The 22,658-nt window shown below is 40.3% G+C and carries 20 protein-coding genes; 13 read left to right on the plus strand and 7 right to left on the minus strand.

The features are described from left to right. The first annotated feature begins 2 nt into the window (after nt 1–2). The 13 genes from BuS5_RS06620 to hemW all read left to right on the plus strand — a co-directional run bounded on the left by BuS5_RS06620 (nt 3) and on the right by hemW (nt 13,042). A complete protein-coding gene (locus BuS5_RS06620) occupies nt 3–443 on the plus strand; it encodes a hypothetical protein (protein ID WP_027352808.1) in 441 nt (146 codons plus the stop codon). A 229-nt stretch (nt 444–672) separates the two neighbouring features. Continuing rightward, a complete protein-coding gene (locus BuS5_RS06625; RefSeq protein WP_027352809.1) occupies nt 673–1,482 on the plus strand; it encodes an enoyl-CoA hydratase/isomerase family protein in 810 nt (269 codons plus the stop codon). Between the two features lie 31 nt (nt 1,483–1,513). Further along, nucleotides 1,514–3,088 (plus strand): acyl-CoA carboxylase subunit beta, encoded by a 1,575-nt coding sequence (locus BuS5_RS06630; RefSeq protein ID WP_035264178.1) that lies wholly within the window; start codon nt 1,514–1,516, stop codon nt 3,086–3,088. Between the two features lie 247 nt (nt 3,089–3,335). Next, nucleotides 3,336–4,469 carry an alanine racemase gene (alr, locus tag BuS5_RS06635; protein WP_027352811.1) on the plus strand — a complete coding sequence of 378 codons (1,134 nt, stop codon included), beginning with the start codon at nt 3,336–3,338 and terminating at the stop codon, nt 4,467–4,469. 294 nt (nt 4,470–4,763) lie between these two features. Further along, nucleotides 4,764–4,976, plus strand: coding sequence for a 30S ribosomal protein S21 (gene rpsU, locus BuS5_RS06640; RefSeq protein ID WP_027352812.1), 213 nt, complete (start codon nt 4,764–4,766; stop codon nt 4,974–4,976). A gap of 129 nt (nt 4,977–5,105) precedes the next feature. Continuing rightward, the gene (locus tag BuS5_RS06645) at nt 5,106–6,401 is read left to right on the plus strand and encodes a bifunctional folylpolyglutamate synthase/dihydrofolate synthase (protein ID WP_027352813.1); all 1,296 of its coding nucleotides are present in this window, start codon (nt 5,106–5,108) and stop codon (nt 6,399–6,401) included. A gap of 62 nt (nt 6,402–6,463) precedes the next feature. Next, a complete protein-coding gene (lptF, locus tag BuS5_RS06650; RefSeq protein WP_027352814.1) occupies nt 6,464–7,627 on the plus strand; it encodes an LPS export ABC transporter permease LptF in 1,164 nt (387 codons plus the stop codon). Nucleotides 7,628–7,740: 113 nt separating this feature from the next. Further along, a complete protein-coding gene (locus BuS5_RS06655) occupies nt 7,741–7,971 on the plus strand; it encodes a DUF433 domain-containing protein (protein WP_027352815.1) in 231 nt (76 codons plus the stop codon). Further along, on the plus strand, nt 7,964–8,335 hold the full coding sequence (locus tag BuS5_RS06660) for a DUF5615 family PIN-like protein (RefSeq protein WP_274428114.1): 372 nt from the start codon (nt 7,964–7,966) through the stop codon (nt 8,333–8,335). The genes BuS5_RS06655 and BuS5_RS06660 overlap by 8 nt, the downstream gene beginning before the upstream one ends. A gap of 133 nt (nt 8,336–8,468) precedes the next feature. Beyond that, nucleotides 8,469–9,623, plus strand: coding sequence for an LPS export ABC transporter permease LptG (lptG, locus tag BuS5_RS06665; RefSeq protein ID WP_157487296.1), 1,155 nt, complete (start codon nt 8,469–8,471; stop codon nt 9,621–9,623). A gap of 109 nt (nt 9,624–9,732) precedes the next feature. Continuing rightward, a complete protein-coding gene (gene queA, locus BuS5_RS06670; RefSeq protein ID WP_027352817.1) occupies nt 9,733–10,782 on the plus strand; it encodes a tRNA preQ1(34) S-adenosylmethionine ribosyltransferase-isomerase QueA in 1,050 nt (349 codons plus the stop codon). A 3-nt stretch (nt 10,783–10,785) separates the two neighbouring features. Then, nucleotides 10,786–11,901 carry a tRNA guanosine(34) transglycosylase Tgt gene (gene tgt / locus BuS5_RS06675; protein WP_027352818.1) on the plus strand — a complete coding sequence of 372 codons (1,116 nt, stop codon included), beginning with the start codon at nt 10,786–10,788 and terminating at the stop codon, nt 11,899–11,901. Beyond that, nucleotides 11,879–13,042 (plus strand): radical SAM family heme chaperone HemW, encoded by a 1,164-nt coding sequence (gene hemW / locus BuS5_RS06680; protein ID WP_027352819.1) that lies wholly within the window; start codon nt 11,879–11,881, stop codon nt 13,040–13,042. Before tgt ends, hemW begins: the two co-directional genes overlap by 23 nt. Nucleotides 13,043–13,127: 85 nt before the next feature. Here hemW and BuS5_RS06685 read toward each other — a convergent pair whose 3' ends face one another. The 7 genes from BuS5_RS06685 to selB form a co-directional block, all read right to left on the minus strand. After that, nucleotides 13,128–13,412 (minus strand): hypothetical protein, encoded by a 285-nt coding sequence (locus BuS5_RS06685; protein WP_027352820.1) that lies wholly within the window; start codon nt 13,410–13,412, stop codon nt 13,128–13,130. A gap of 5 nt (nt 13,413–13,417) precedes the next feature. Further along, nucleotides 13,418–15,160 (minus strand): Hsp70 family protein, encoded by a 1,743-nt coding sequence (locus BuS5_RS06690; RefSeq protein WP_027352821.1) that lies wholly within the window; start codon nt 15,158–15,160, stop codon nt 13,418–13,420. 24 nt (nt 15,161–15,184) lie between these two features. Then, nucleotides 15,185–15,799, minus strand: a complete 615-nt coding sequence (locus BuS5_RS06695) for a nucleotide exchange factor GrpE (RefSeq protein WP_198012171.1) — start codon at nt 15,797–15,799, stop codon at nt 15,185–15,187. Between the two features lie 256 nt (nt 15,800–16,055). Then, the gene (locus BuS5_RS06700; protein WP_035264147.1) at nt 16,056–16,364 is read right to left on the minus strand and encodes a J domain-containing protein; all 309 of its coding nucleotides are present in this window, start codon (nt 16,362–16,364) and stop codon (nt 16,056–16,058) included. Between the two features lies 1 nt (nt 16,365). After that, entirely contained in the window at nt 16,366–19,044 is a 2,679-nt protein-coding gene (locus BuS5_RS06705; protein ID WP_027352823.1) for a hypothetical protein, read from the minus strand. A 92-nt stretch (nt 19,045–19,136) separates the two neighbouring features. Beyond that, a complete protein-coding gene (locus BuS5_RS06710; RefSeq protein WP_027352824.1) occupies nt 19,137–20,267 on the minus strand; it encodes a DUF2333 family protein in 1,131 nt (376 codons plus the stop codon). Between the two features lie 14 nt (nt 20,268–20,281). Continuing rightward, on the minus strand, nt 20,282–22,192 hold the full coding sequence (selB, locus tag BuS5_RS06715) for a selenocysteine-specific translation elongation factor (RefSeq protein ID WP_027352825.1): 1,911 nt from the start codon (nt 22,190–22,192) through the stop codon (nt 20,282–20,284). Between the last annotated feature and the right edge of the window lie 466 nt (nt 22,193–22,658).

The raw sequence follows: 22,658 nt of genomic DNA on the forward strand, positions 1-22,658 counted from the left end.
TAATGGGGAATAACGATCAATTTGAAGTCAACACCGCCAGAGATGCTCTTTCCTTGTTAACCATTAAAATGTATAACAAATTCGGCGAAGAAGCGCTATCGGATATTGAAGAAGTATGGTATAAGCTCGGTTTATCCATCGGTAAAAAGATGAAAAAGAGCCTTCCTGAAAACGGTCTTGCGGCTGTGGGACAACTTTTTGTCGATTCGGGACGAAAGCGCGGAACCAAAATAGATATCATTGAATTGACCGATCAAAAATTTCATATTAAAGGATACAGTTGCGGTCTAGGCTTAAAAGGAAGGGGCAGGGAAATTTGCAAGGCTGCCATGGGTTGTGATCGGGGTATTTTTGAGGCTGCTGCCGGCGTACCAGTCAAGCTGAAAATCGATAAAACCGTGGCTGATAATGATGGTTTTTGTGAGGTCGTCATTGAAATTTAGGCATCTTTCAGATTTAGTTTACATTTATTTTGTATAAAAAATTGGATTTCACCGCAGAGAACGCAGAGTTCGCTGAGATATTACATTAAAAATTAAGCAGTTCCTCTGCGCTTTCTGCGTACTCTGCGGTGAACATACCGGTTATTATATGAGGAAAAGTGTTAACTACTTTTAAGCCTCATTGAAAGACGCCGAAATTTAATATGAAAAAATAACAGGAGAATATGACATGGATTTTGAAACAATTCAACTGGAGAAGAAAGAACGCCTAGCCACGTTAAGATTTAACAGGCCGGACAAGAGTAACGCCTTGAACCGGACCATGATGACTGAGCTGTCTGCTGCTATTGAGGATGTTGCTGCGGATGACGAGATCAGGGCTTTGCTCTTGACAGGAGTTGGCAAGGCCTTTTGCGCCGGCGCCGACCTTGACATTATGCCGGGCGGTGGCGCCAGTGATATGGGTGAGCTGGGGGTTGAAATCTTGCGGCGTTCATTCCTGTTTAAAACCGCTAAAAGGATAATTTCCGGGATCCAGAAGATGGAAAAACCTACTATCGCCATGATCAACGGCGCTTGTGTGGGAGCCGGTTTTGATATTGCCCTGGCTTGTGATATCAGAATTGCCAGTGAAAAATCAAAATTCATGTGCGGGTTTGTCAAGCTGGGTATTTTTCCAGGTTTTGGAGCTGCATGGCTTTATCCTAGAACCATGGGCCTGGGAAAAGCTTTCGAGATGCTTTATACTGGTGATATGCTTAAAGCTCAGGAGGCCAAAGAAATAGGTATGCTTAATAAAATTGCGCCGCCGGAAGAGCTTGAGTCAGTTACAATGGAGATGGTGCAAAAGATTGTAAACGGCCCTCCAATAGCTTTAAGATTTATGAAGGCACAGGTCTATAAGGGGTTCGGCACTGATCTGGATACGGCTTTGGATGAAGCGGCAGTTTGTGAATCGATTACCCTTGCCTCAAAAGATTTTATTGAAGGCGTAGCATCGTTTAGAGAAAAAAGACCGGTATCTTTCAAAGGTAATTAATTTTTTATTTAGTTTGGGAGTGATTATTATTATGGATAAATTTACTGAAGATAGAATCAATGAGTTAAGAGAGAAAAAAAAGGCTGCAAAGCTGGGTGGTGGTCAAAAAAAACTGGAAGCGCAGCGTAAAAAAGGAAGAATGACTGCCAGGGAAAGGATCGAATATTTTTTAGATGATGGTAGTTTTCATGAACATTCTGTCTTGATCGGCCTGGAAGACGGTAGCCCGACTGACGGAATAATATGCGGATACGGCACTGTAAACGGAAAAAAAGTTAGTGTATATTCACAAGACCCTACGATCAGGGGAGGATCGGTTGGGGTTTTAAGTGGTTACAGGATGTACAAAACAGTCGAAAAGGCGCTGCAGTTGGGAATCCCTTTTATCGGGCTGCATGATTCACCAGGAGCAAGACTTCCCAAGCTAACCGAAAGTAAAACCGCGATAGGAATGCTGATGGAAAAAAACGGTGGCTCAATCTTTTATCCTAATACCCAGGGTTCCGGAGTTATTCCCCAGATCTGCGGTATGATGGGAAGCTGTGCCGGCCTTTCTGTATACTCCCCGGCTCTTACAGATTTTATATTTATGGTAGATAAACAGAGTCATATGTATATCACCGGACCGGCCATGGTTAAAACTGTTACCGGCGAGGATCTGACCCACGATGAGCTGGGAGGAGCCGAGGTTCACTGTACGAAGAGCGGCGTAGCAGATGGAAGATTTGAGAGCGAAAAAGCATTAATGGATAATCTAAAGGAACTGCTTGGTTATTTACCCCAGAATGCGGATGAACAGCCTCCTGTAGTCAATACCGGCGATGATCCTAATAGAACTGTTGATGAATTGACTGATATTGTATCCTCCAAAGCTAGCAGGGCCTATGATGTTCATAAAGTTATTGAGGTCATTGTGGATAATGGCAAATTTTTTGAAATAAAACCGGAGTTTGCCAAAGAGATGGTTGTCGGATTTGCTCGGTTGAACGGCAAAACAGTTGGTATAGTTGCAAATCAGCCTATGGTTTACGCCGGCAGTCTTACAGTCGACAGTTCTGATAAGCAGACCAGGTTTATGAGATTTTGCGACTGTTTTAATATTCCTGTCGTACTGCTTATAGATACTCCGGCATACATGCCCGGAAGCGATCAGGAACATAGCGGCATCATTCGTCATGGTGCTAAAGTATTATATTCACTTTGTGAAATGTCTGTTCCACGTATATCTCTCGTAATGAGAAAATCATACGGTGGCGGGAATCTCGGCATGGGGACAATCCCGGGTATGAAAACCGATATGGTTTACTATTGGCCCATTGCGGAAGCAGGCGTACTCGGAGCTCCTGCATCGGTTGAACTCCATTTTGGCAAGGAGATAAGGGCGGCGGAAGATCCACAAGCAATGAGAGCGCAAAAGTTGGAAGAATATATTACACAATATGCCAATCCAATGCGTGAAGCCTCCGGCAACTGGAGCTTTGAGGATGTTATTGAGCCAAGGGATACAAGAAAGATCTTGATCAGAAGCCTTGAATATCTTTCAACTAAAAGACAGGATATTACTCATAGAACTATTAAAAAGAAACATGGAAATATTCCACTATAGAAAAGCTTACTATCTTTGATTTTTGAATTAATACCTCGAAGATAGATTGTCACATAAATAATTTCATTGCGTTATCGGGCGTCGGAGTAGGGGTTCAAGATTTTGAACCCCTACTCCCTCTGGCCTTGTGCCAAATTTTAAAATTGGGTTATTATCTGACAATCTACAGAAATGAAGGCAGGTAAAAAAAAGATTTCAGTTGTTTACAAGCAACAGAAATCTTTTTTTGTTTTTTTAAGGTGACAGTTTGATTGCTCCCTCTGCATGGGTTGAAATAAATACTGAAAGATTATGTTATAATTTGTTGGAAATACGGCAGATTATTAGTTCCAAGACGCGTCTGATGGCTGTGGTTAAGGCCAATGCTTACGGCCATGGAATGATTGAGGTTGCTCAACAGGCTAAAAAAAGCGGTGCAGATATGCTGGGGGTTGCAAGGATTGATGAAGGGATAAAACTCAGAAAAGCGGGGCTTGATCTGCCTGTTTTAATTTTTGGTTTTACCCATCAATCTCATGCTTTAAAACTAATTGAATACGATCTTACCCAGACTGTTTTTTCGCTTCAAAGCGCCGAGGCCCTGTCCGAAACCGCCCAGGCAGCCGGGAAAAAAATCAGGGTTCACTTGAAAATCGACACAGGTATGGGCCGGCTCGGGTTCTGGTCTGACAAAATAGACAGAATTGTTAATGAAGTTATATCGACTGTCGGCCTGGAAGGTCTGGAAATTGAGGGAGTTTATACGCATTTTGCCAGTGCTGACTGGCGGAACAAGGATTATACACAAAGGCAGTTTGACTTTTTTATTGATATTTTAAACAGGCTTGAATTAAAGGGGTTTCAGGTTCCTATCCGACATGCCGCAAACAGCGCCGCAATAATTGATCTTCCTGAAACATATCTGGATATGGTGCGAGCCGGTATTATGATATACGGTCTTTATCCTTCTGGTGAAGTAAAAAAAGAACGTATAAATCTGAAGCCGGTAATGACATTAAAGACCAGGGTTACACATGTAAAAAGAGTACCGGCCGGTTTTAAGGTGAGCTATGGCTCTACTTATGAAGCGATCAATCCCACCACCATTGCAACTGTTTCAATCGGATATTCGGACGGACTAAACCGTCTGCTCTCTTCCAGGGGCCATATGCTGCTTCACGGCTGCAAGGCGCCCATAGCAGGCCGGGTCTGTATGGACATGACAATGCTTGATACCGGTAACATATCGGATGTGATGGCAGGGGACGAAGTGGTGGTTTTTGGGGAACAGGGCGATGAATCCATTGCTGTCGACCAGATCGCAAAAATCACAAGTACAATCAACTATGAAGTCGTGACGGGCATAGCAGGCAATTTGCCAAGAATAACCAACACAAATTGAATATATAGAACGTACATAAATAGTTTCACCCTGTTATTGATGAAAATATTTGTCGCCTTCCTTTCACTTGAAAAAAAAATTATTTTCCTTCCCCGTTCCTAAGGGGAAGATCAAATAATGTGAATTTTTTTTTTTTCTCTTGCAAAAAAAACAATCAAAATATATTAATAATGTTTATGGGTAGTATGTACTTGATTCATTATATACTTAAATGCCGGAATGGTTTCCCAACAGTCTGTAATTTTTAATAAAATGACCATCTCTTGAACCGATGGAAATAAGGAGGCGATACATTTGAAAGAAATTGAGGTCAAGGTTTACGATAATGACCTTGAAAAGGCTATGCGCATTTTGAAAAAAAAGATTCAAAACGACGGTCTTTTTAAACGATTAAAAATAAAAAAAAGTTACGAAAAGCCCAGCGAATACAAACGGCGTAAACAGCGTGAAGCCTTAAGAAGACAGAGGATTGCCGCTTCTAGAACCAGATATAGGAATAGATTCTAATAAGTAGTTTTTTTTAAGTAAAATATATTTAACCCGGTATGAATGTTAAATCTACCGGGTTTTTTTACCTATAGATTTTCATTTAATTATTTATGTGAAAATCTATACAGCTCATTCAGGTTTTATTATATGACCGAACAGGATATATATGCAAATTGTCTTGAGTCGATGTTTGGGCTCAGGAGATTCGGTATCAAGCTTGGCCTTGATACGATCAGGTCTATACTGGATGATCTTGGAAATCCTCAAGAACGGTTTGCGTGTATACATGTTGCCGGGACCAATGGCAAGGGATCGATAGCTTCAGCAATTGCTTCAATATTATTTACCTCCGGATATAAAGCAGGACTTTATACATCCCCTCATCTTGTAAAATTCAATGAGAGGATATCGATAAACAATAAAAACATTTCCGACAATAATGTTGTCGCATCTTATAATGCTGTGAAAAATGCCGACTACGGAACCAGGGAGCCGACTTTTTTTGAGTTTGCAACGGCGATGGCGCTTTATGAATTCGGCAAAGAAGAGGTTGAGTGGGCTGTTATAGAAACAGGCATGGGCGGGCGGCTGGACGCCACCAATATTTTAAATCCCGAGATTTCTATAATATCAAATATAGCCCTTGAACATCAATTTTACCTGGGTAATACAATAGCGCAAATAGCAGGTGAAAAGGGTGGTATCATAAAAGAATCGACTCCGGTTGTGTCCGGTGCAAGGCAAAAGAGCGCAAAAGATGTAATAAAAGATATCGCAAAACAACACTCAGCTCCTTTATACTTTTCCGGAGATGATTTTCGGATAAGGAAAACTCAAAAAGGGATGTTTTCATATTTTGGGCTTGAAAAAGAGTGGCACAATATACGTCCCGGTTTGCCAGGAGAGCATCAGATAGATAATGCTGCTATTGTTCTTGCCGTATGTGAAATATTGAGATCTAATGGCTTGGATCTTCCCTTTTCAAAAATCCGGGAAGGCCTTTTAAATACTCAATGGCCAGGAAGACTCGAGATAGTCTGCCAATCTCCTGTTGTTATCCTGGACGGAGCGCATAACCTTGTTGCGTCAAAAATGCTGGCTGATTATTTATCACAAAATATGGCAGGCAAAAAGATAACCCTTGTAGTCGGTATACTGGATGACAAGCCATATGAAGATATGCTCAGATGTCTGATACCGGTTTGCAGCAGGGTAATCCTGACCCAGCCTGAAATCGACCGATCTCTATCACCGGATCAACTCTATCCGGTTGCGGAAAAAATGATCTCTGATGTCAGTATGATTCCTGATGTGGGAGAGGCAGTAAAGCATGCTGTTGATACGGTACTGCCGGATGAAGCGGTCTGTATAGCCGGTTCTCTCTATGTTGTGGGTGAGGCTAAGGAGGCTTTGGGGGAGCGCTTCGCTGGAGGAGCGGCCTGAGGGCCTTGAGGAGCGCTTCGTTTAGGGTCGGCCTTCGGCTTTGAGTGGAGGGTGATAAATTGATGCATATCAATTCCATACTGAACAGGTATCTTTTTAAGGAGATGCTGGCACCCTTTGTTATCTCACTTATGTTTTTCACCTTTGTCTTTATGATGGCAAAGATCCTTGATATCACCAACATGATAGTTAACTACAGCATAAGTCTCACCTCTGTTTTAATGCTGCTTCTTTACACCATTCCCCATTTTCTTGAGTTTGTAATTCCCATTTCTATTATGGTGTCAGTCCTTGTAACCTTCCTACGCCTTGCAGGTGATAACGAAATCGTCGCCATGAAAGCTGGGGGCTTCAGCCTGTACCGGCTTCTTCCTCCGGTGCTGGCTTTTTGTCTTATAGGATCGGTTTTGACGACCTTTATGACTATCTACGGTGTTCCATGGGGTAGGCTTGCGTTAAAAAAAATGACATACGAAATTGCATCATCCAATATTGATATCGGCCTTAAAGAAAGAACATTTAATGATATGTTTAAAGGCGTTATGATATATATTAACAGGGTTGACATTACAAACAAAACCATTGCAGATGTGTTTATAGAGGATCAGAGAGATAAAGATATTGTCAGCACTATACTCTCTCCTGAAGGTGTAATTTTCAGTGATCCTGCCAAGCTGTTTTTCAAGATTCGTTTATATAACGGCCTGATAAACAGGGTAGATCTTGACAAACGATCAGTTCAGACTATTAATTTTGGAACATACGATATAAATCTCGACATTAACAAGGCCGGTTATGATTTTAAAAAGATCAAAAAAAAGGAAAAAGATATGAGCCTTTCAGAACTGCGAGGTTATTTAAAAAAAAAATCTCCCGGTGATGAGAAATATATTCAGGCGCAGATGGAATATTACAAAAAATTTTCAATTCCATTCGCATGCTTTGCCCTGGGGTTACTTGCAGTTCCATTAGGAGTGCAGACAAGTTCGTCAAAACGTTCATACGGCATTGGGCATGGTCTATTGTTTATTCTTTTATATTATCTCCTCATGTCGGCCGGATTTGTTTTTGGCGAGGCTGGTCTATATCCACCTGTAATCGGAATGTGGGCTCCTGATATTGTTATAGGCGGCATCGCTATATTTCTGCTTGTGAGAGCCGCTGGAGATTCACCGGTCAATCTTATATTTCTATACAATTTTTTAAAAAGAATTTTTCAAAAATAATATGGGCATCCTTCATTTACCAGTTCCACGAATGTCATGAATGGGATACGAATTAATTGACATCAGTGCCATAGGAAAGCTATTATAAGAGAAACTTTTCAGGAGGACTTGTGATGATTATAATGGACAGAATTGAGCTTGATCCAAGAGTTTGCAATGGAAAGCCTGTGATCAAAGGAACACGAGTTCCTGTTTCTGTTATTTTAGAACAGATAGCAGAAAGTGAGTCTTGGGATATTTTGCTTGCCGGCTATCCGGAATTAAAGAAGGAAGATATTCAGGCAACCTTGCTTTATGCCAAGGCATTTATTGATCACACAGAGATCAGAGCAGCCTGTGCCTGAGTTTCTTAAGCTTTATCTGGATCAAATGTTGCGACTGGATGTAGCTAAGGCTTTGCGTGTTGAAGGCCATGATGTTATTCGTGCGGCTGAAGTCGGCCAGGCCAGAGCAGACGACTATGAAATATTGCAGAAAGCAATTGCTGGAAATCGAATTCTTGTGACTCTTGATGAACATTTTGGTGATTGGGTAGTCCTCCCTCTTAGCAAGCATTCAGGTGTAATTCGGTTGAAGGTCAATCCTACAACGTCGCAAAACGCTATAAAGCTTCTTCTACCATTTTTACGCCTCCATTCTTCAGAGCAATTTAAAAATCATCTTGTCATACTCTCACCAAAGCGTGCAAAGTGGATTCATACGGTTTAATTTTTGCCAAAGTAGTAATATAGATTGTCACATAAATAATTTCACTGCGTTATCGGTCGTCGGAGTAGGGGTTCAAGATTTTGAACCCCTACCCCCTCTGGACTTGTGCCAAATTTTAACTTCGGGTAATTATGTGACAATCTATAGATCGAAAGAAAATAGGGAAGGATGGGATGTTCCTTTATATGTTGATTACTTATTTTGCAATATGCCTATAATATACAGATATATCCTGAAAGAGATTATTAAATTTTCCGGTATCGTACTGGGTGTTGTTACTGGTATATATCTGGTCGTCGATTTTTTTGAAAAGATAGATGATTTTTTAGAAGCCAAAGTCACCATTTCCAAAGCTTTCTTCTTTTTTATACTTAAAACACCTTTTATAATTGCCCAGGTACTCCCGGTTGCGGTTCTTCTGGCCGTTCTTATCGTCTTCTGTATAATGATCAAAAACAATGAGATGGTAGCGCTAAAAAGCGGGGGTGCAAGCATTTTTTACATTTTGAAACCGGTTCTCCTGCTGGGCCTTTTTTTTACTCTCTTCCTTTTTATAATTTCCGAAGTGGTTGTTCCTGTCACTACGGAAAGATCAAACAGGATATGGCTAACGGACGTTAAGAAGAAGAATACTCTTCTATCAAAGGAGAAGGATGTCTGGATCAAGGGGGTATCGTCAATAACTCATATCAAGTATTATGACCCTGCGATCAAGGCTGCCTTTGGAATTACCATCCATAATTTTGATAAAAATTTCAATTTGATTAAAAGAATAGATGCAAAAAAAGGACTTTTTAAAGACGACAAGTGGTTTTTTTATGATGTTCTGGAACAGAATCCAACAGAAAAAGATGAGAAAAGGCGGGTAAAATTCAATGCTGAAAAAGAGGGAATGCTTAATATTATGCCTGAAGATCTTAAAAAAGTCATAAAAAAATCCGAGGAGATGAGTTTAGTTGAGCTGTTTGCATATATTAACAAGATAGAGGAAGAAGGATATAACGCAGAAAAATACAGAGTCGATTTTTATGCAAAAATAGTTTTTCCTTTTGTCTGTTTTATTATGTGCCTGACAGGATCGGGCATTGCGCTCAAGGGTGGTGCAAAGGAAGCTATGCCGGTTAAAATTGCTATTGGTATAGGAACAGCATTCCTCTACTGGGTTTTTTACAGTTTTTGTGTCTCCCTGGGATATGGCCGGATGCTGCCGCCTGTAATTGCTGTATGTACAGCAAATATTGTTTTTTTATGTTTAGGGGGATATTTGTTATTAAATGCAGAGGCGTAGGGGCAGAATCCATTTCGCCCCTGTATCATTTTGGGCGGATATGGAATCCGCCCCTACCTTGTTTTATTTTGATTAATAGGGTTTTTGTTCAGGCACCAATTGTTGAAACATGTTTGCAATATCAGATTATAGCTACAAACTGCCCTCAAAGCTTATTGCCCAGGAACCAGTGGGAAACAGGGACAGATCAAGGCTTCTCTTTATGAATCGTAAGACCGGAGCGCTGCAGCATCATGAATTTGCTCAACTTGGAGGTCTTTTAAATGATTCCGACATTCTAGTTGTAAATAATACCGAGGTGATACCTGGTCGGCTCTTGGGGCATAAGAAAACAGGCGGAAAGGTGGAAGCACTGATTTTGGACTTTGCAAACGGGCACAAAAACGGTGATCTGATTTTCAAATGCCTGGTCAAATCTTCAAAACGCCCCAAACTCGGCGACACGCTAAGTTTCAGTCGTGATCTTTCAGCGCAAGTGCTTGAATATAAAAATGAAATTTGTACCTTACGTTTTTTGTGTGATACTGACTTTGAAAAAGTTCTTTACAGAATCGGCAGGCCCCCGCTTCCGCCATATATAAAACGGGACAATAATGAGATTCGGGATAATGACAGGGTCTCATACCAGACCATATATGCGGAACAAAAAGGAGCCATTGCCGCTCCTACGGCGGGACTTCATTTTACCAGGGAGCTGCTCGGAGAGATTGAATCGAAAGGAATCAGAGTGGTGAATATTACCTTGCATGTTGGGTATGGAACATTTTTGCCGGTCAGGGTAAATGATATCAGGGATCATCAAATACATTCCGAAAGTTTTAACATCTCAAAAGAGTGCGCTGATATTATAAACAGCGCCAAATCCGACGGAAAGCGCATAGTTGCTGTAGGTACAACATGCGTAAGGACTTTGGAATATGCATCTGATAATTGCGGGATAGTATCTCCCGGAAGAGGGGAGTGTGACATGTTTATATACCCGGGTTACAAGTTTAAAGTTGTTGATGCACTTGTAACAAATTTTCATCTCCCCTGTTCTACCCTCCTTATGCTGGTCTCAGCCTTTGCCGAGCGTGGGAGAATACTTGATGCATACCGGGAAGCTATCAATAATAATTACAGATTTTACAGTTATGGCGATGCCATGTTGATTCTTTAAAATATGTTCAACTTTGATATTATCTCAAAATCTTCAACCACCAAAGCAAGGGCGGGATATATAAATACTTCCCACGGTATTATCGAAACGCCTGTGTTCATGCCGGTCGGGACACTTGCAAGCGTGAAATCGATCTCTCCTGAAGATCTTCTCGATATCGGCGTGCAGATTATCCTGGGAAATACATATCATCTTTATCTGCGCCCCGGATGTGAAACAATCAATCTTTTTTCAGGCATGCATGATTTTATGAACTGGAAAGGACCAATTTTGACGGATAGCGGCGGATTTCAGGTCTTTTCCCTGGCTAAACTCTCTAAAATAACCGAAGAGGGTTATTCTTTCCAGTCTCATATTGACGGCTCAAGCCATATGCTTACCCCGGAAAAAGCAGTTGAAATCCAGGTTTGCCTAAACTCCGATATAATGATGTGCTTGGATCAGTGCATTAAATATCCGGCGTCAAGGGAAGAGGCGGGTAATGCTATGGAACTTACCACCAAGTGGGCATCCAGGTGCAAAACAGCCTGGGAGGATTCGGGAACGGAGAATGCATTGTTCGGCATTGTTCAGGGCGGTATGTTTGATGATTTAAGAAAAGTTTCCGCACAAGCACTTATGGAAATAGACCTGCCTGGTTATGCTGTGGGCGGTTTAAGTGTGGGCGAACCTAAAGAAATCATGCTTGAGATTGGGGAACAGACCCTGCCTTTTCTGCCTGACCGGAAGCCGAAATATATGATGGGAATCGGCACACCGGAAGATCTTGTTGAACTTGTGGCGCTTGGGGCAGACATGTTCGACTGTGTTATGCCGACCAGGAACGCCAGAAACGGTCAACTTTTTACAAGATACGGAACTATTAATATTTCAAATGCCCGTTTCAGGCATGACACCGATCCTTTAGATCCGGAATGCGGGTGCTATACCTGCAGAAACTATTCAAGGGCATATCTTCGTCATCTTTATACATCCAGGGAACTTCTCTCTTACCGCCTAAACACAATCCATAATATTTATTACTTCATAACCCTCATGCAGCGCATGCGCACCGCAATTATTGATGACTCATTTGATGCTTTTAAAAGGGATTTTTATGAACCCCGAAACTCCGGGTAAGCCTGCCGGGCTCTATATTCATATACCCTTTTGTATGAGAAAATGTCCTTATTGTGATTTTTTTTCCATTACCGATTTAACTCTTTTCGATGAGTTTATAAATGCCCTGCTTGGAGAAATGGCGCCGGCAGGCAATTCGGATCTTGTTTTTAATACGATCTATTTGGGTGGCGGAACCCCATCTCTGCTTGAACCTGCCCAGACAGCTAAAATTATTTCCGCTGCATATAAAAGATTTAAAATAAGCATAGCTGCAGAAATTACCATGGAAGTGAATCCCGGCACAGTGACTCTTGAAAGATTAAAAGAATATAAGGAGGCCGGAGTAAACAGGATTAATATTGGTATTCAGTCGTTTCAGGATAATAATCTGAATTTTCTAGGCCGGATACATTCTGCAGCAGATGGCGTATCTGCAATTCAAACGGCGCGTGATGCAGGGTTTGATAATATCGGACTTGATCTTATTTACGGTCTTCCTGAGCAGGGTGTCGAGAGCTGGACTGCTGATCTGAAAAAAACTGTTAAATTCAGGCCGGAGCATCTTTCCTGCTATATCCTTACATATGAACAAGGAACTCCCCTGGATCAGGCCCGGAAATATAACCGTTTTGTTCCTTTGGCGGAAACAACAGTTGGTACTTTGTTTGAAATAACAGCCTGTTTTTTAGCAGAAAACGGTTATAAGCAATATGAAATATCTAATTTTGCGTTAGATGCAAAGATAGCCGGAACTGACCGAAGATCAAGGCACAATCAAAAATACTGGTCGAATATTCCTTATATCGGACTCGGCCCCTCAGCCCATTCTTATATAGAACCTGCGCGCTGGTGGAATACTTCGAATCTGGAGGAATATATAAGATTAATTTCTGAAAACAGACCTCCGATTTTAGGAAAAGAGCTCTTGACCAGGGAGCAGCAGATCATGGAATCAATCCTCCTCGGCCTGAGAACGTCTGAAGGGATAGATATTGAAAAATTTGAGCAACGATTCGGTTCGAGTTTCTATGATCAATTCGGAAAAACAGTCTCTTATCTTGAAGAAAAGGGGTACCTGGCAGCCGGTCAAGCCCGCTGTGCTCTCACGCCAAAGGGTTTGCTGCTGCATGACAGCGTAACGGCTATGATGGCCTGGTAGAGACAAGGCATGCCTTGTCTCTACTATTGCAATGATTGTTTCATAATATGCTAATTGTATAGGGAATATAATATATTTCCAGGAATTATTTCGTCCTCGTTCCTAAAAAAAATGCAAGGTCGAATTTTTCATTAAGCAACGCTGCACATGCAAATATTTTTATAGATTCAGGAGTTTGATAAAGGGAATATGAACGTCTGGCATGATAAAGCATCCGGCTGAAATTATCCACTTTGTATGCTGCATTTGCTTTAGCTGTGTGCGAGGCTGCCATTCCCTTGATATCAAGCAGTGGTCCCAGATTGGTTTTGCAGCGGTGGCAAATCCTTTTTCCTGAATATTTAGCATTGCATGTTGGACATCTTTTCATAATCTTCAACCAAGATAAAATAAAATTTCTTCGAGTTCATTGCCTGACTCCCTGGCATCATCGAGTCTGTCGGCATTAACGGCGTCCTTGATATCCTCAATAAGATTAATTATCTCATCACGATCTTCTTCTGGAGCTTCCTCAAGAGCAGCTTCGGCTTGTTCTATAATTTTATGAAGTTCCTTGGGTATTGTTGTAGGTATTCCTGTTTCCGGGCTGTCGCTATCCAAAGGCTCTGGGTTGTTTCCCCAGCCCTGTTCTATCTTTGCTTTTGAGGCAGCCAGGTCCTGGCCTGAAAATTCAGAGAGCGCATTTTCTACGACCGCATTTATTTTTTTGCCGGTCTCTTTTTCAACAGCTTCAATTTTCAGGATGCCGTTTATGTCAAGCTCAAAACGTATAATAATAACGCTTCCAATCGGCGCTTTGCTCAAGGTAAATGAATATGTGCCGATAAGTACATTGTCGAGGGCATTAGATTTTTCACCTTGGTATACTGTTATCTCCACCTCTTCCTGATTATCTACGGCAGTATAAAATGCCTCGCTTTTTCCTGCCGGCAGTTTGGAATTGCGGCGTATCAGGGGAACAAATTTTGTAATGCTGTAAACGCCGTCAATATATCCTATGGCCGAGGTGCCGAATGTATAGGGAGTTATATCCAGCAGAATACTTGATGAATCCATACCCATTTCCCTGCCGGCCTGGATGGCTGCCCCAAGCGCCACGCAAAGATCGGGATCTATTTCACTATGTGGCAGTTTCCCGAATTTTTCCTCTATCATTTCTGATATTTTAGGAATTCTTGTGGAGCCGCCCACAAGAATGATTTTGTCGATTGCAGACGGCAGCAAGGCAGCATCCTTGAGCGCCTTGCTGATGGAGTCGTTTGTCCTGGAAAGATATTCATCAATCATTTCTTCAAAATCAATGCGCGCAAGCTCATAGGAAAGATGGATATCTTTCCATTTTTTTTTTGCGATATGATCTTCTTCTATTTTAACATATGGGAAATTTGATAATGTTATTTTTGCCGCAGTGGCCGCTCGTTTAAGCCTTGCCATAACAGTTTTGTCATCAGTTACGGAAATTTTATTTTTTTCAGAAAGATGCTTTGCAAGCAGATCAACAATTTTCATATCAAAATCATCGCCGCCGAGATGATTGTCGCCCGTGCTGGACAATACTTCCACAATACCGTTTTCTATCCTTACAATTGATACATCAAAAGTTCCGCCCCCAAGATCATAAACAAGAATTTTTTGATTATCAGGGTTGTCGCTTTCATATGCCAGGGCTGCTGCGGTTGGTTCGTTAATTATCCTTACAACTTCCAGTCCTGCAATTTCTCCGGCTTCTTTTGTGGCATTACGCTGTACATCTGTAAAATAGGCCGGCACTGTTATTACCGCTTTTGATATTTTTTGGTTGATTTTTTTTTCAGCCCTTTCTTTCAAGGCCTTTAGAATAAACGCAGAGATTTCCTGCGGAAGATATGAGAAATCTTTTAAAACAATTTTTTCATTAGTTCCCATCAAGCGTTTAACAGAAAGAATCGTGGCCCCAGGGGCAATTATAGCCCTGTTCAACGCTTCCATACCTACAATAATTTGTTCATTATCTCCCAAGCTGACACACGAAGGGACAATTCCGTTGTCGTTATCCGTGATGATTTCAGCATTCTCATTAATTATAAAAGCAATCTCGGAATTTGTTGTTCCAAGGTCTATGCCAACTATCGGTTCCATTGAAAATCTCCTTTGAGCGAGTTCTTAATTATTTACGACTACCTCTGCTATTCTAAGCAGTTCATCATTGCGTATAAATCCGCACACATGCTCTTCAAGCACAATCTCCTTTTTAATACCCTCAACAGTTTTTTTTTCCACCGCTCTCATTGTTCTGGGATTAAATGGATGACCAACGGTCTGAACGGGATATATCTCAATTATGGATAATGCCCGGTCAAAACGCCGTACAGCCATTTTATATCCCTCCACAATTTCCTCAATACCTTTGGGAGGAGGGCGGAAAAAACTTTTTGATTTTACTGCCTTTGTGGCTGCTGATAATCCGCGAACAAGTGCGTCACGCAAATCCAGAAAAAGTTTAACTGTTTTTTTTTCGGATTCAAGTCTGATTCTTTCTTCCAAAGCATCCAGTTCCCTTGACCTCTGCCTGAAAAGCTCCGACGTCTCCCGGTATGCATCTATAAAAGATGTAAATTTATTCAGCGTTTTTGACTGCTCCCGGTTCTGCATTTTAATCTCTTGTCGCAGCGCTGTAAATTCGGATAAAAGCGTAAAAAGGTCACAGGGATCCAGGGTTTCGTTTTTACCCCGGGGTATATCAGGTAGTTCTGCCAGCCATGAGCCAAAATCGTTCATGACCTGCTCCTTCCACTCAACCTGTTTATCCCGCTCTTCCAACATTTTTGACAAAAAAATTACAAACCGCTTAATTAGCGGCAGAATAATTTTTTTTCGGAATTTTTTATAATATAACTGAATTTTTTTTTGTATTTTATTACGAAACATTGGCATCCTTCATATCACTTTAAAAATACTTCACATGTTTTTTAAAAACATACCCATCTGTGTCCCCTTGTAGCTTCAAAAGTATCAACGGAGAAATGAAGGATGCCTATTTTTCACGCAATTCTTTTTCAGCCTTGAACAGTTCCCGCAAGCCTGCCCGTGCTCTTTTCATTTCACGAGCTGTAACCAGTTCATACAGAGCTTGTTCATAATTGCTGATTGCCAGCCCATTAAAAATTTTTGCTTCAATACGTCTTCTTCTGGTGCTGATTTTTTCATAAGCTTCTGTAATTTGTCTGAATCGACCGGGATTTTTTTCAGGTGTATTTTTTTTTACCAAATTCAGATAGGATTTACGGATATCATCATCCGATACATCAGGTGAAAGACCAAGGGTAAGATAATAAGTAAGCATTCTATTTTTTTGTCCCCTTTCCTAAAAACAATATTTTTACTTCACGGGATATCTCTTTATCTTTAATTTGTTTTAGCATGTTGCATATAACGTCAAACTCCTTACGTATTTTAAAATCGGAACGCATAGCATTTCTTAATTCCTTAATTATTCCATTCGGTGCGCCTTTAATGCCTAAAGATTGAACCAGAAGCTCTGCTGATTTTAGAGCCATATCAGCCGCAGGAAGCATATCATTTTCATCAAAATCGAAACCGAAATCCGGATTCAGCATGTTAAAAATATTATCAAAATCATCGTCATCGTAATCGTCGTAATCGTCGTCATCAAATATATTGTTAAAACAAAACCCATCAAGCATATCAAAATTAAATACGGCGAGGGCTGATTGCAGGGGGCCTGAAGTATGGGCTGCAAGTTTCCGTGAAATTGTCTGAAGTTCTTTAAGAGTACCTGGGTCGGCATTATTGATTAGAGCATTAAACCGGGATGAACCAATATTTTCATTATTTATATATTTAATAACAGCAAGGTAAAAATTCATAATGGTTCTCTGGGGCTCTACGGCCCCTGATGTTCTTTTATGAATCTCTTTTTCTATTAATCCAAAAGTGTTTTCTTCAAATATGTAATCAAAAATTATGATAAGATCGGTATCTTTTATATGTTTTGATAGATATTTCCACCTTTTTATAAAAATATCCGATATCCTGACTGACGGCAGTAGCGCGAGATACGCCCGCTCAAGAGGCGCCATGAGACTGATAATATTCGAAGATGACAGCTCATTGATCTGCTTCAGTTCTTTATTAAATATTTTTGTAATTTTGTTTAATGCTTTGTTTGGAAAAACTTTGTTACTGGCAGTTAAATCCAAAAGCAAAATTGATAATATCCGTAATTTTTCATATAGCACCAGACCTTTAATTTCGGAAGATATGATGCTGTCCGATTTTTTCGGCTCATCCATTATCTGGAAAAATATTTTTTTTTCGGCCAGAAAAGGAGCAATTTTACTGCAGTTAACGGCCGCTGCTTTTTTAATGTCATCTATAACAAGATGAAATTTACCCCTATTAAAATTTATTCCTGCTGATATGAGAAAAGAGAGGGCATGCCGCTCTAAAACCTTGTTGTCATAGGGGGCTCTTTTAATCGCTTCCTTTAAAATGGTTTCAGCTTTTCTGAAGGCATTTTTTTCATATAAAATAGTGGCAAGCTCAAGACATGGAGCAGGATCATCAGGCAGCGCTTTTATGACAAGGTTAAGGGATTCTTCAACCTTTGCTTTGGCTGACCGTGAAGTGCGCTGCAACTGTACAAGAATTTCATATCCTTTTATATTGTAAGGATCGAGCTGCACGGCTTTGGCAGCCATATCAATTAATATCATTTCATCGTTCCGGAGATTGGCAGGTTCAATCCCCAGAAAATCAGCATATTGCTCCATGGGATATTTATTTGATGGTATATGAATATTCTCATTATAGATTCTGTTTACTGTAAGTATAAGCACCATGGAATGAGCTATTTTTCTGTCCTGCTCATCAGTGAATTCATCCTTTAGAATTTTTATATATTCAGATGCGCTTACCCAGGGTGTTTCCGAATATAGTAAATTAATTTTACAATTTAACTGATTAATTTCTTCGGGTGTCAAATTTTTTTCTGCAAGTGCATTAAACCTGTCATCATTGAACGAGGCGTATTGGAATCCGGCCTCTTTGTTTTTTTTCCATATAAATTGTATTAATAACATCCTGACAACCTGCGGTGATTCAGGATAAAGTGTGTCGGAAATAGTGCGGATTAACTTTGCCGTTCGATCCGGGCTGTTTAAATCAGATTTTTGGATAAAATCTGCTATAATCCTTTCATGGTTTACAGGCGTCTCCCAGAGACATTGGGGAAGGGGAAATGATTCTTTTTTGGAATTATATTCCATTCCGGCGCTGGAAATAGAAGATAAGCCTTTTACTATGGAAATAAGAGGAAAATTATCAGGAATTAACGAAAGAGCTTTAAACATATCAGCGTCATTCTCGTTATAAAAAGAAACCATGGCACGACAAAAGAGCCTGATATGGGCAAATGGAGACGATCTTGGTATGGGACGCAGCACGTTCAGAGCATCTTCCCATAACCCATCGTTCATTAATAAAATTCCTCTATAAGCTGTATCCGCGTCTCGTTTTAAAGGCGAAGCTTCATCGAGATTATTTATGAAATCCGGATTCTGACCTGTAAAAATCCGATTTGCAAAAATTATTTCCGTTTCCGGTGAAATTTTATGTACAGCAATATATTTATTATAAGCATTTAAAGCTTCTTTATTTGAACTGGTAGATACATATAATGTAATATCGTTACCAGAAAGCTGATCCATTTCAGGGAAATACCCGTTCGCCTGTTTTTTTATTGCTTCAGCTTCACGTACCATACCTTTTTCACGTAACTGCGATTCCCTTAAAAGGTAAGCGCGGAAAATATAAATATTTACCTGTTCAGCCGAAGCGCCTTTTTTTAAAGCCATCTTAAAATAATTTAAAGCTTTCCTGGGATTTTTGTTTGCAAGAAACTGTTTTCCCTGTGAAAGAAGCTGATCTAAATTCAGTTTTTTAAATTGCGGTTGAACCTGTTTATCTTTATTACGTTGAGTTTTCTTTTTTTTTTTAGCCATTATATTTATCAGGATTATGAGATATTGTTTTATGGTTTAAGGTAGAGGTAAAATTTTAATAAGTATTTGATACTGTTAGGGGCATGGTTGCCCTAAGTCGACAGTATTTTAATCAGCACCCCGATATAAAAACGGGCATGGCTTATTGAGGCCGCAATATTGGCACGATGATTGGCAAGAATCCCGTCCATATCGCCATTTGTAATTATCCAGGGTGAGATAGTTGAAGCTGTTTCACACATTGCATGGGCATGATGAAGAACTTCCAGACCGCTGCGGGATGCTATGATTACATGAAAATCCTTTTCAATAGCTTCCAGCATCGTAACCATGGCGCTTGCAACACCTTTGGCATAAAAGAAATAGTCATCAGCCTGAAAGAAGCTTACCCGGGTTCCGTCATCCTCCTTTGATTTGATCAGGTTTTCATCACAACTTCCCAGCAAATCTTCATATGTCATCAGGAGAGGTAAAAGATTATCCGCCCTGTTATAAAAAAAAGCCCTGTGATTTTCCAGTTCATCCCGATACGCTGCCAGCTCTTTTAAGCCTGCATGATATTTTGATTCGGGTGAAGGGAACCAATATTTGTCCGCTTTTATCATGAACCAGTTCATGGCATGCTCAAGGTGAGCATTAAAAGCAGCGCTGGAGCCGGTGCGGGATATTCTTTCAGTAAGAATTACAACTGTTCGGCGTGTGATTTCAAGAACACCAAGCTGAAAATTATTAACATTATCTGTAATATTTATTATATCATTAGGTCTCCAGCCCCAGAAGCGTTCATCAAGTTCATATGCAAGCGGTTTTATAACAGCAGAAATAAAAGCAACACCGTTGACCTGCGGCGATGATTTTAAAACCGATATAGGGGACTTTTTTGATAACTGTTTAGGCAGCGCAGTCGAATGCTGTGTTGACTGCTTAAATGTATCTCCATTCTTTTGGGTGGCCGCCACCGTTTTAATTACCTGGGTGTCGGGCTTATCTAAATGCCTGGCCGAGTTTGAATTTACGCTTGAATCTTGCTTTGTAGCAGGTCTTTGTTCCCCTGATTTGAAATTATTATATGCAATAAGGTTATCAGATGTTTTGTATGTTTGAGCTTTATGTTCATAGGCATCCTTGTCAAAAAAACCTGATATAGCGGCGAAAATCCATATTACTACGATCACTAATAACAGAACAACTGCTATGCCGGGAACACTTTTTAATTTTTCCATAAAATTTCTCCTGGTTATTTATGCCTGAGCTTGCGTATATCACCAATACGGATAGTAAGATTAATTGAGTCAAAATATTCAATTAACGGAATTAGATATTTTCTTGATACACCGGCCAGTTCCTTAAAATCCGGGGTGGTCAGCTCTTTGTTGGTTGCAAAAAAATCTACCAGCTTTTTTTTTAAAATATCTACACCCTCCCGGTCAAAATAGAGATCATCCTTTGCTTTAATTATTATACTTTCTTCAATCAGAAGCATGAGCACATCTTTCGCTGACTGAGGATCGATATCCAGTTGCCTGGTGATGTCTCTGAAGTAGGGCGGCTTTAATCCGGCCTTTTTATATATTTCGTGTATCTTTTTCTTTCGTTCAGCCTGATCAGCGCCCAGAAAAACAGAATGACCGGGCAGACGCACAGTATCATCCTCAGATATTATTTCGCCCTTTTTTTCTATATGCATAATAATGATATTAAAGAGCCTGGAGCCCATTATTAATGGAAATTTGGTCTTCAGTTCCTCTTTGGACATGCCGGTTTTAAGTGGATTGGTTTTATGGTAACTCTCTAAGGTCTGAAGGATTTTGCTTTTTATCTTTTCAAAAGTATTATTGTGAATATAAAGCTGATTATCCTTGTCTGTACATATTAAAATTCTTTTTGATAAAAGACCGTCGATAATACTTTTAAGCTGCTTGTCCGCAAGGTTGGTCATGATTCTCAAATCAGAATAATTAACGCCCTCATGGCCGGATTGATCCACACAATACTCAATAACCTCCCCAGGTGTGTTATCCATCAGGCCATTCAGACCTTTTATTATTTCAGGTTTAAAACCTTTATGTTTTTTCGGAATCGGGTTTAAAATCCGGCCGCCGCCAATAGTTCTGATTGGGGAATAACTTCTAATGACGAACCTGTCGTCCTTTACAACAGTAACAGGTGAATCGAGACGTATCTGCACAACAGATGTTTCTCCGGGAGCTATTTCATCCTTTTCAAGTAACGCAATAATACCGAGTATTTCGCTGGTACCGGTATGGAATCTGACACGGGTACGATTTTTCATAGGTTTCTTGTTGGTGGCTAAAAATTGCAGCGATGCATCTATCATATAGCTCGATTTCAGTTCACCAGGTTTCCCAAGAATTTCGCCCCTGTTAATAGATGCCTTTTCAAGCCCTTTAAAATTTATGGCAGTGCGCATACCTGCTTCAGCTATATTTACGCTATTGTTATGCACCTGAATTCCGCGAACATTGGAACTGACCATAGATGGGTATATCATGACAGGGTCACCCACACTTATGCGGCCGGAAATAAGAGTTCCTGTAATTATTGTGCCGAAACCCTTCATGGAAAAGACCCTGTCCACAGGTAGCCTGAAAAGACTGGATATAGAACGTTCCGGAATTAGAGAGCTTAAATCGTCGAGTGTTTTTATAAATTCCCGGATACCCTGACCTGTTACTGATGAAACCGGTATCATGGGAGCGTCTTCCAGGAACGTTCCTTTTAAAAAATTAGCTGTATCCTCTTTAACCAGTTCCAGCCATTCTTCATCTACAAGATCAGCCTTGCTTAGAACAACAAAACCGTGTTTTATATCCAGCAGAGAACAGATTTCCAGGTGTTCTCTTGTTTGAGGCATCACTCCTTCATCCGCCGCGATTACCATCACAACAATATCTATTCCGGTTGCACCGGCAACCATGTTTTTTACAAATTTTTCATGCCCGGGCACATCGACAACACCAACATGCTGCCCGCCGGGAAGCTCCAGGGAAGCAAAGCCCAGTTCGATAGTTATTCCGCGCAGCTTTTCTTCTTTTAAACGATCTGTGTCTGTGCCTGTAACAGCCTTAATCAGTGAAGTTTTGCCGTGATCTATATGCCCCGCTGTACCAAGTATGATCTGTTTCACTTATAACCGTTCCTTATTTTTGTTTCGTATATATTCTGAAAAATAGGATAGCCCGACAAGGATAATGCCAATTCCCACAATATATAAAATATTCGCTTTTGGGTAGAAAAAATGTGTCAGCACAACTGCCATTACAATTCCAAGTATTGCTCTGATTATGAAAATATGAAAACGGGTCACAACAAAGATCCTTAATTATATGATTGATCAATACAGATATTCTTATAGCAGAAGATAAATTCGGTCAATGACTAGTTTTTGTGTAATATTTTTCTGTTTGTGTTTATAAACCTCAATGTCACATTTAAAGGGTGTTGCAAGGATTGTTATTATCGGTAGTTAAAACAAGTAGTTACGCCATAATGGAAAAATGGGGCTTTTCTAGGTTAACTAATTGATTTTATTATAAAAGTTTTTACTTTGCAACACCCTTATTTATTAATTCAGGATAATAATTTTTTGATTT

Source organism: Desulfosarcina sp. BuS5, from assembly GCF_028752835.1.
In the GTDB taxonomy this organism is placed as follows: domain Bacteria; phylum Desulfobacterota; class Desulfobacteria; order Desulfobacterales; family BuS5; genus BuS5.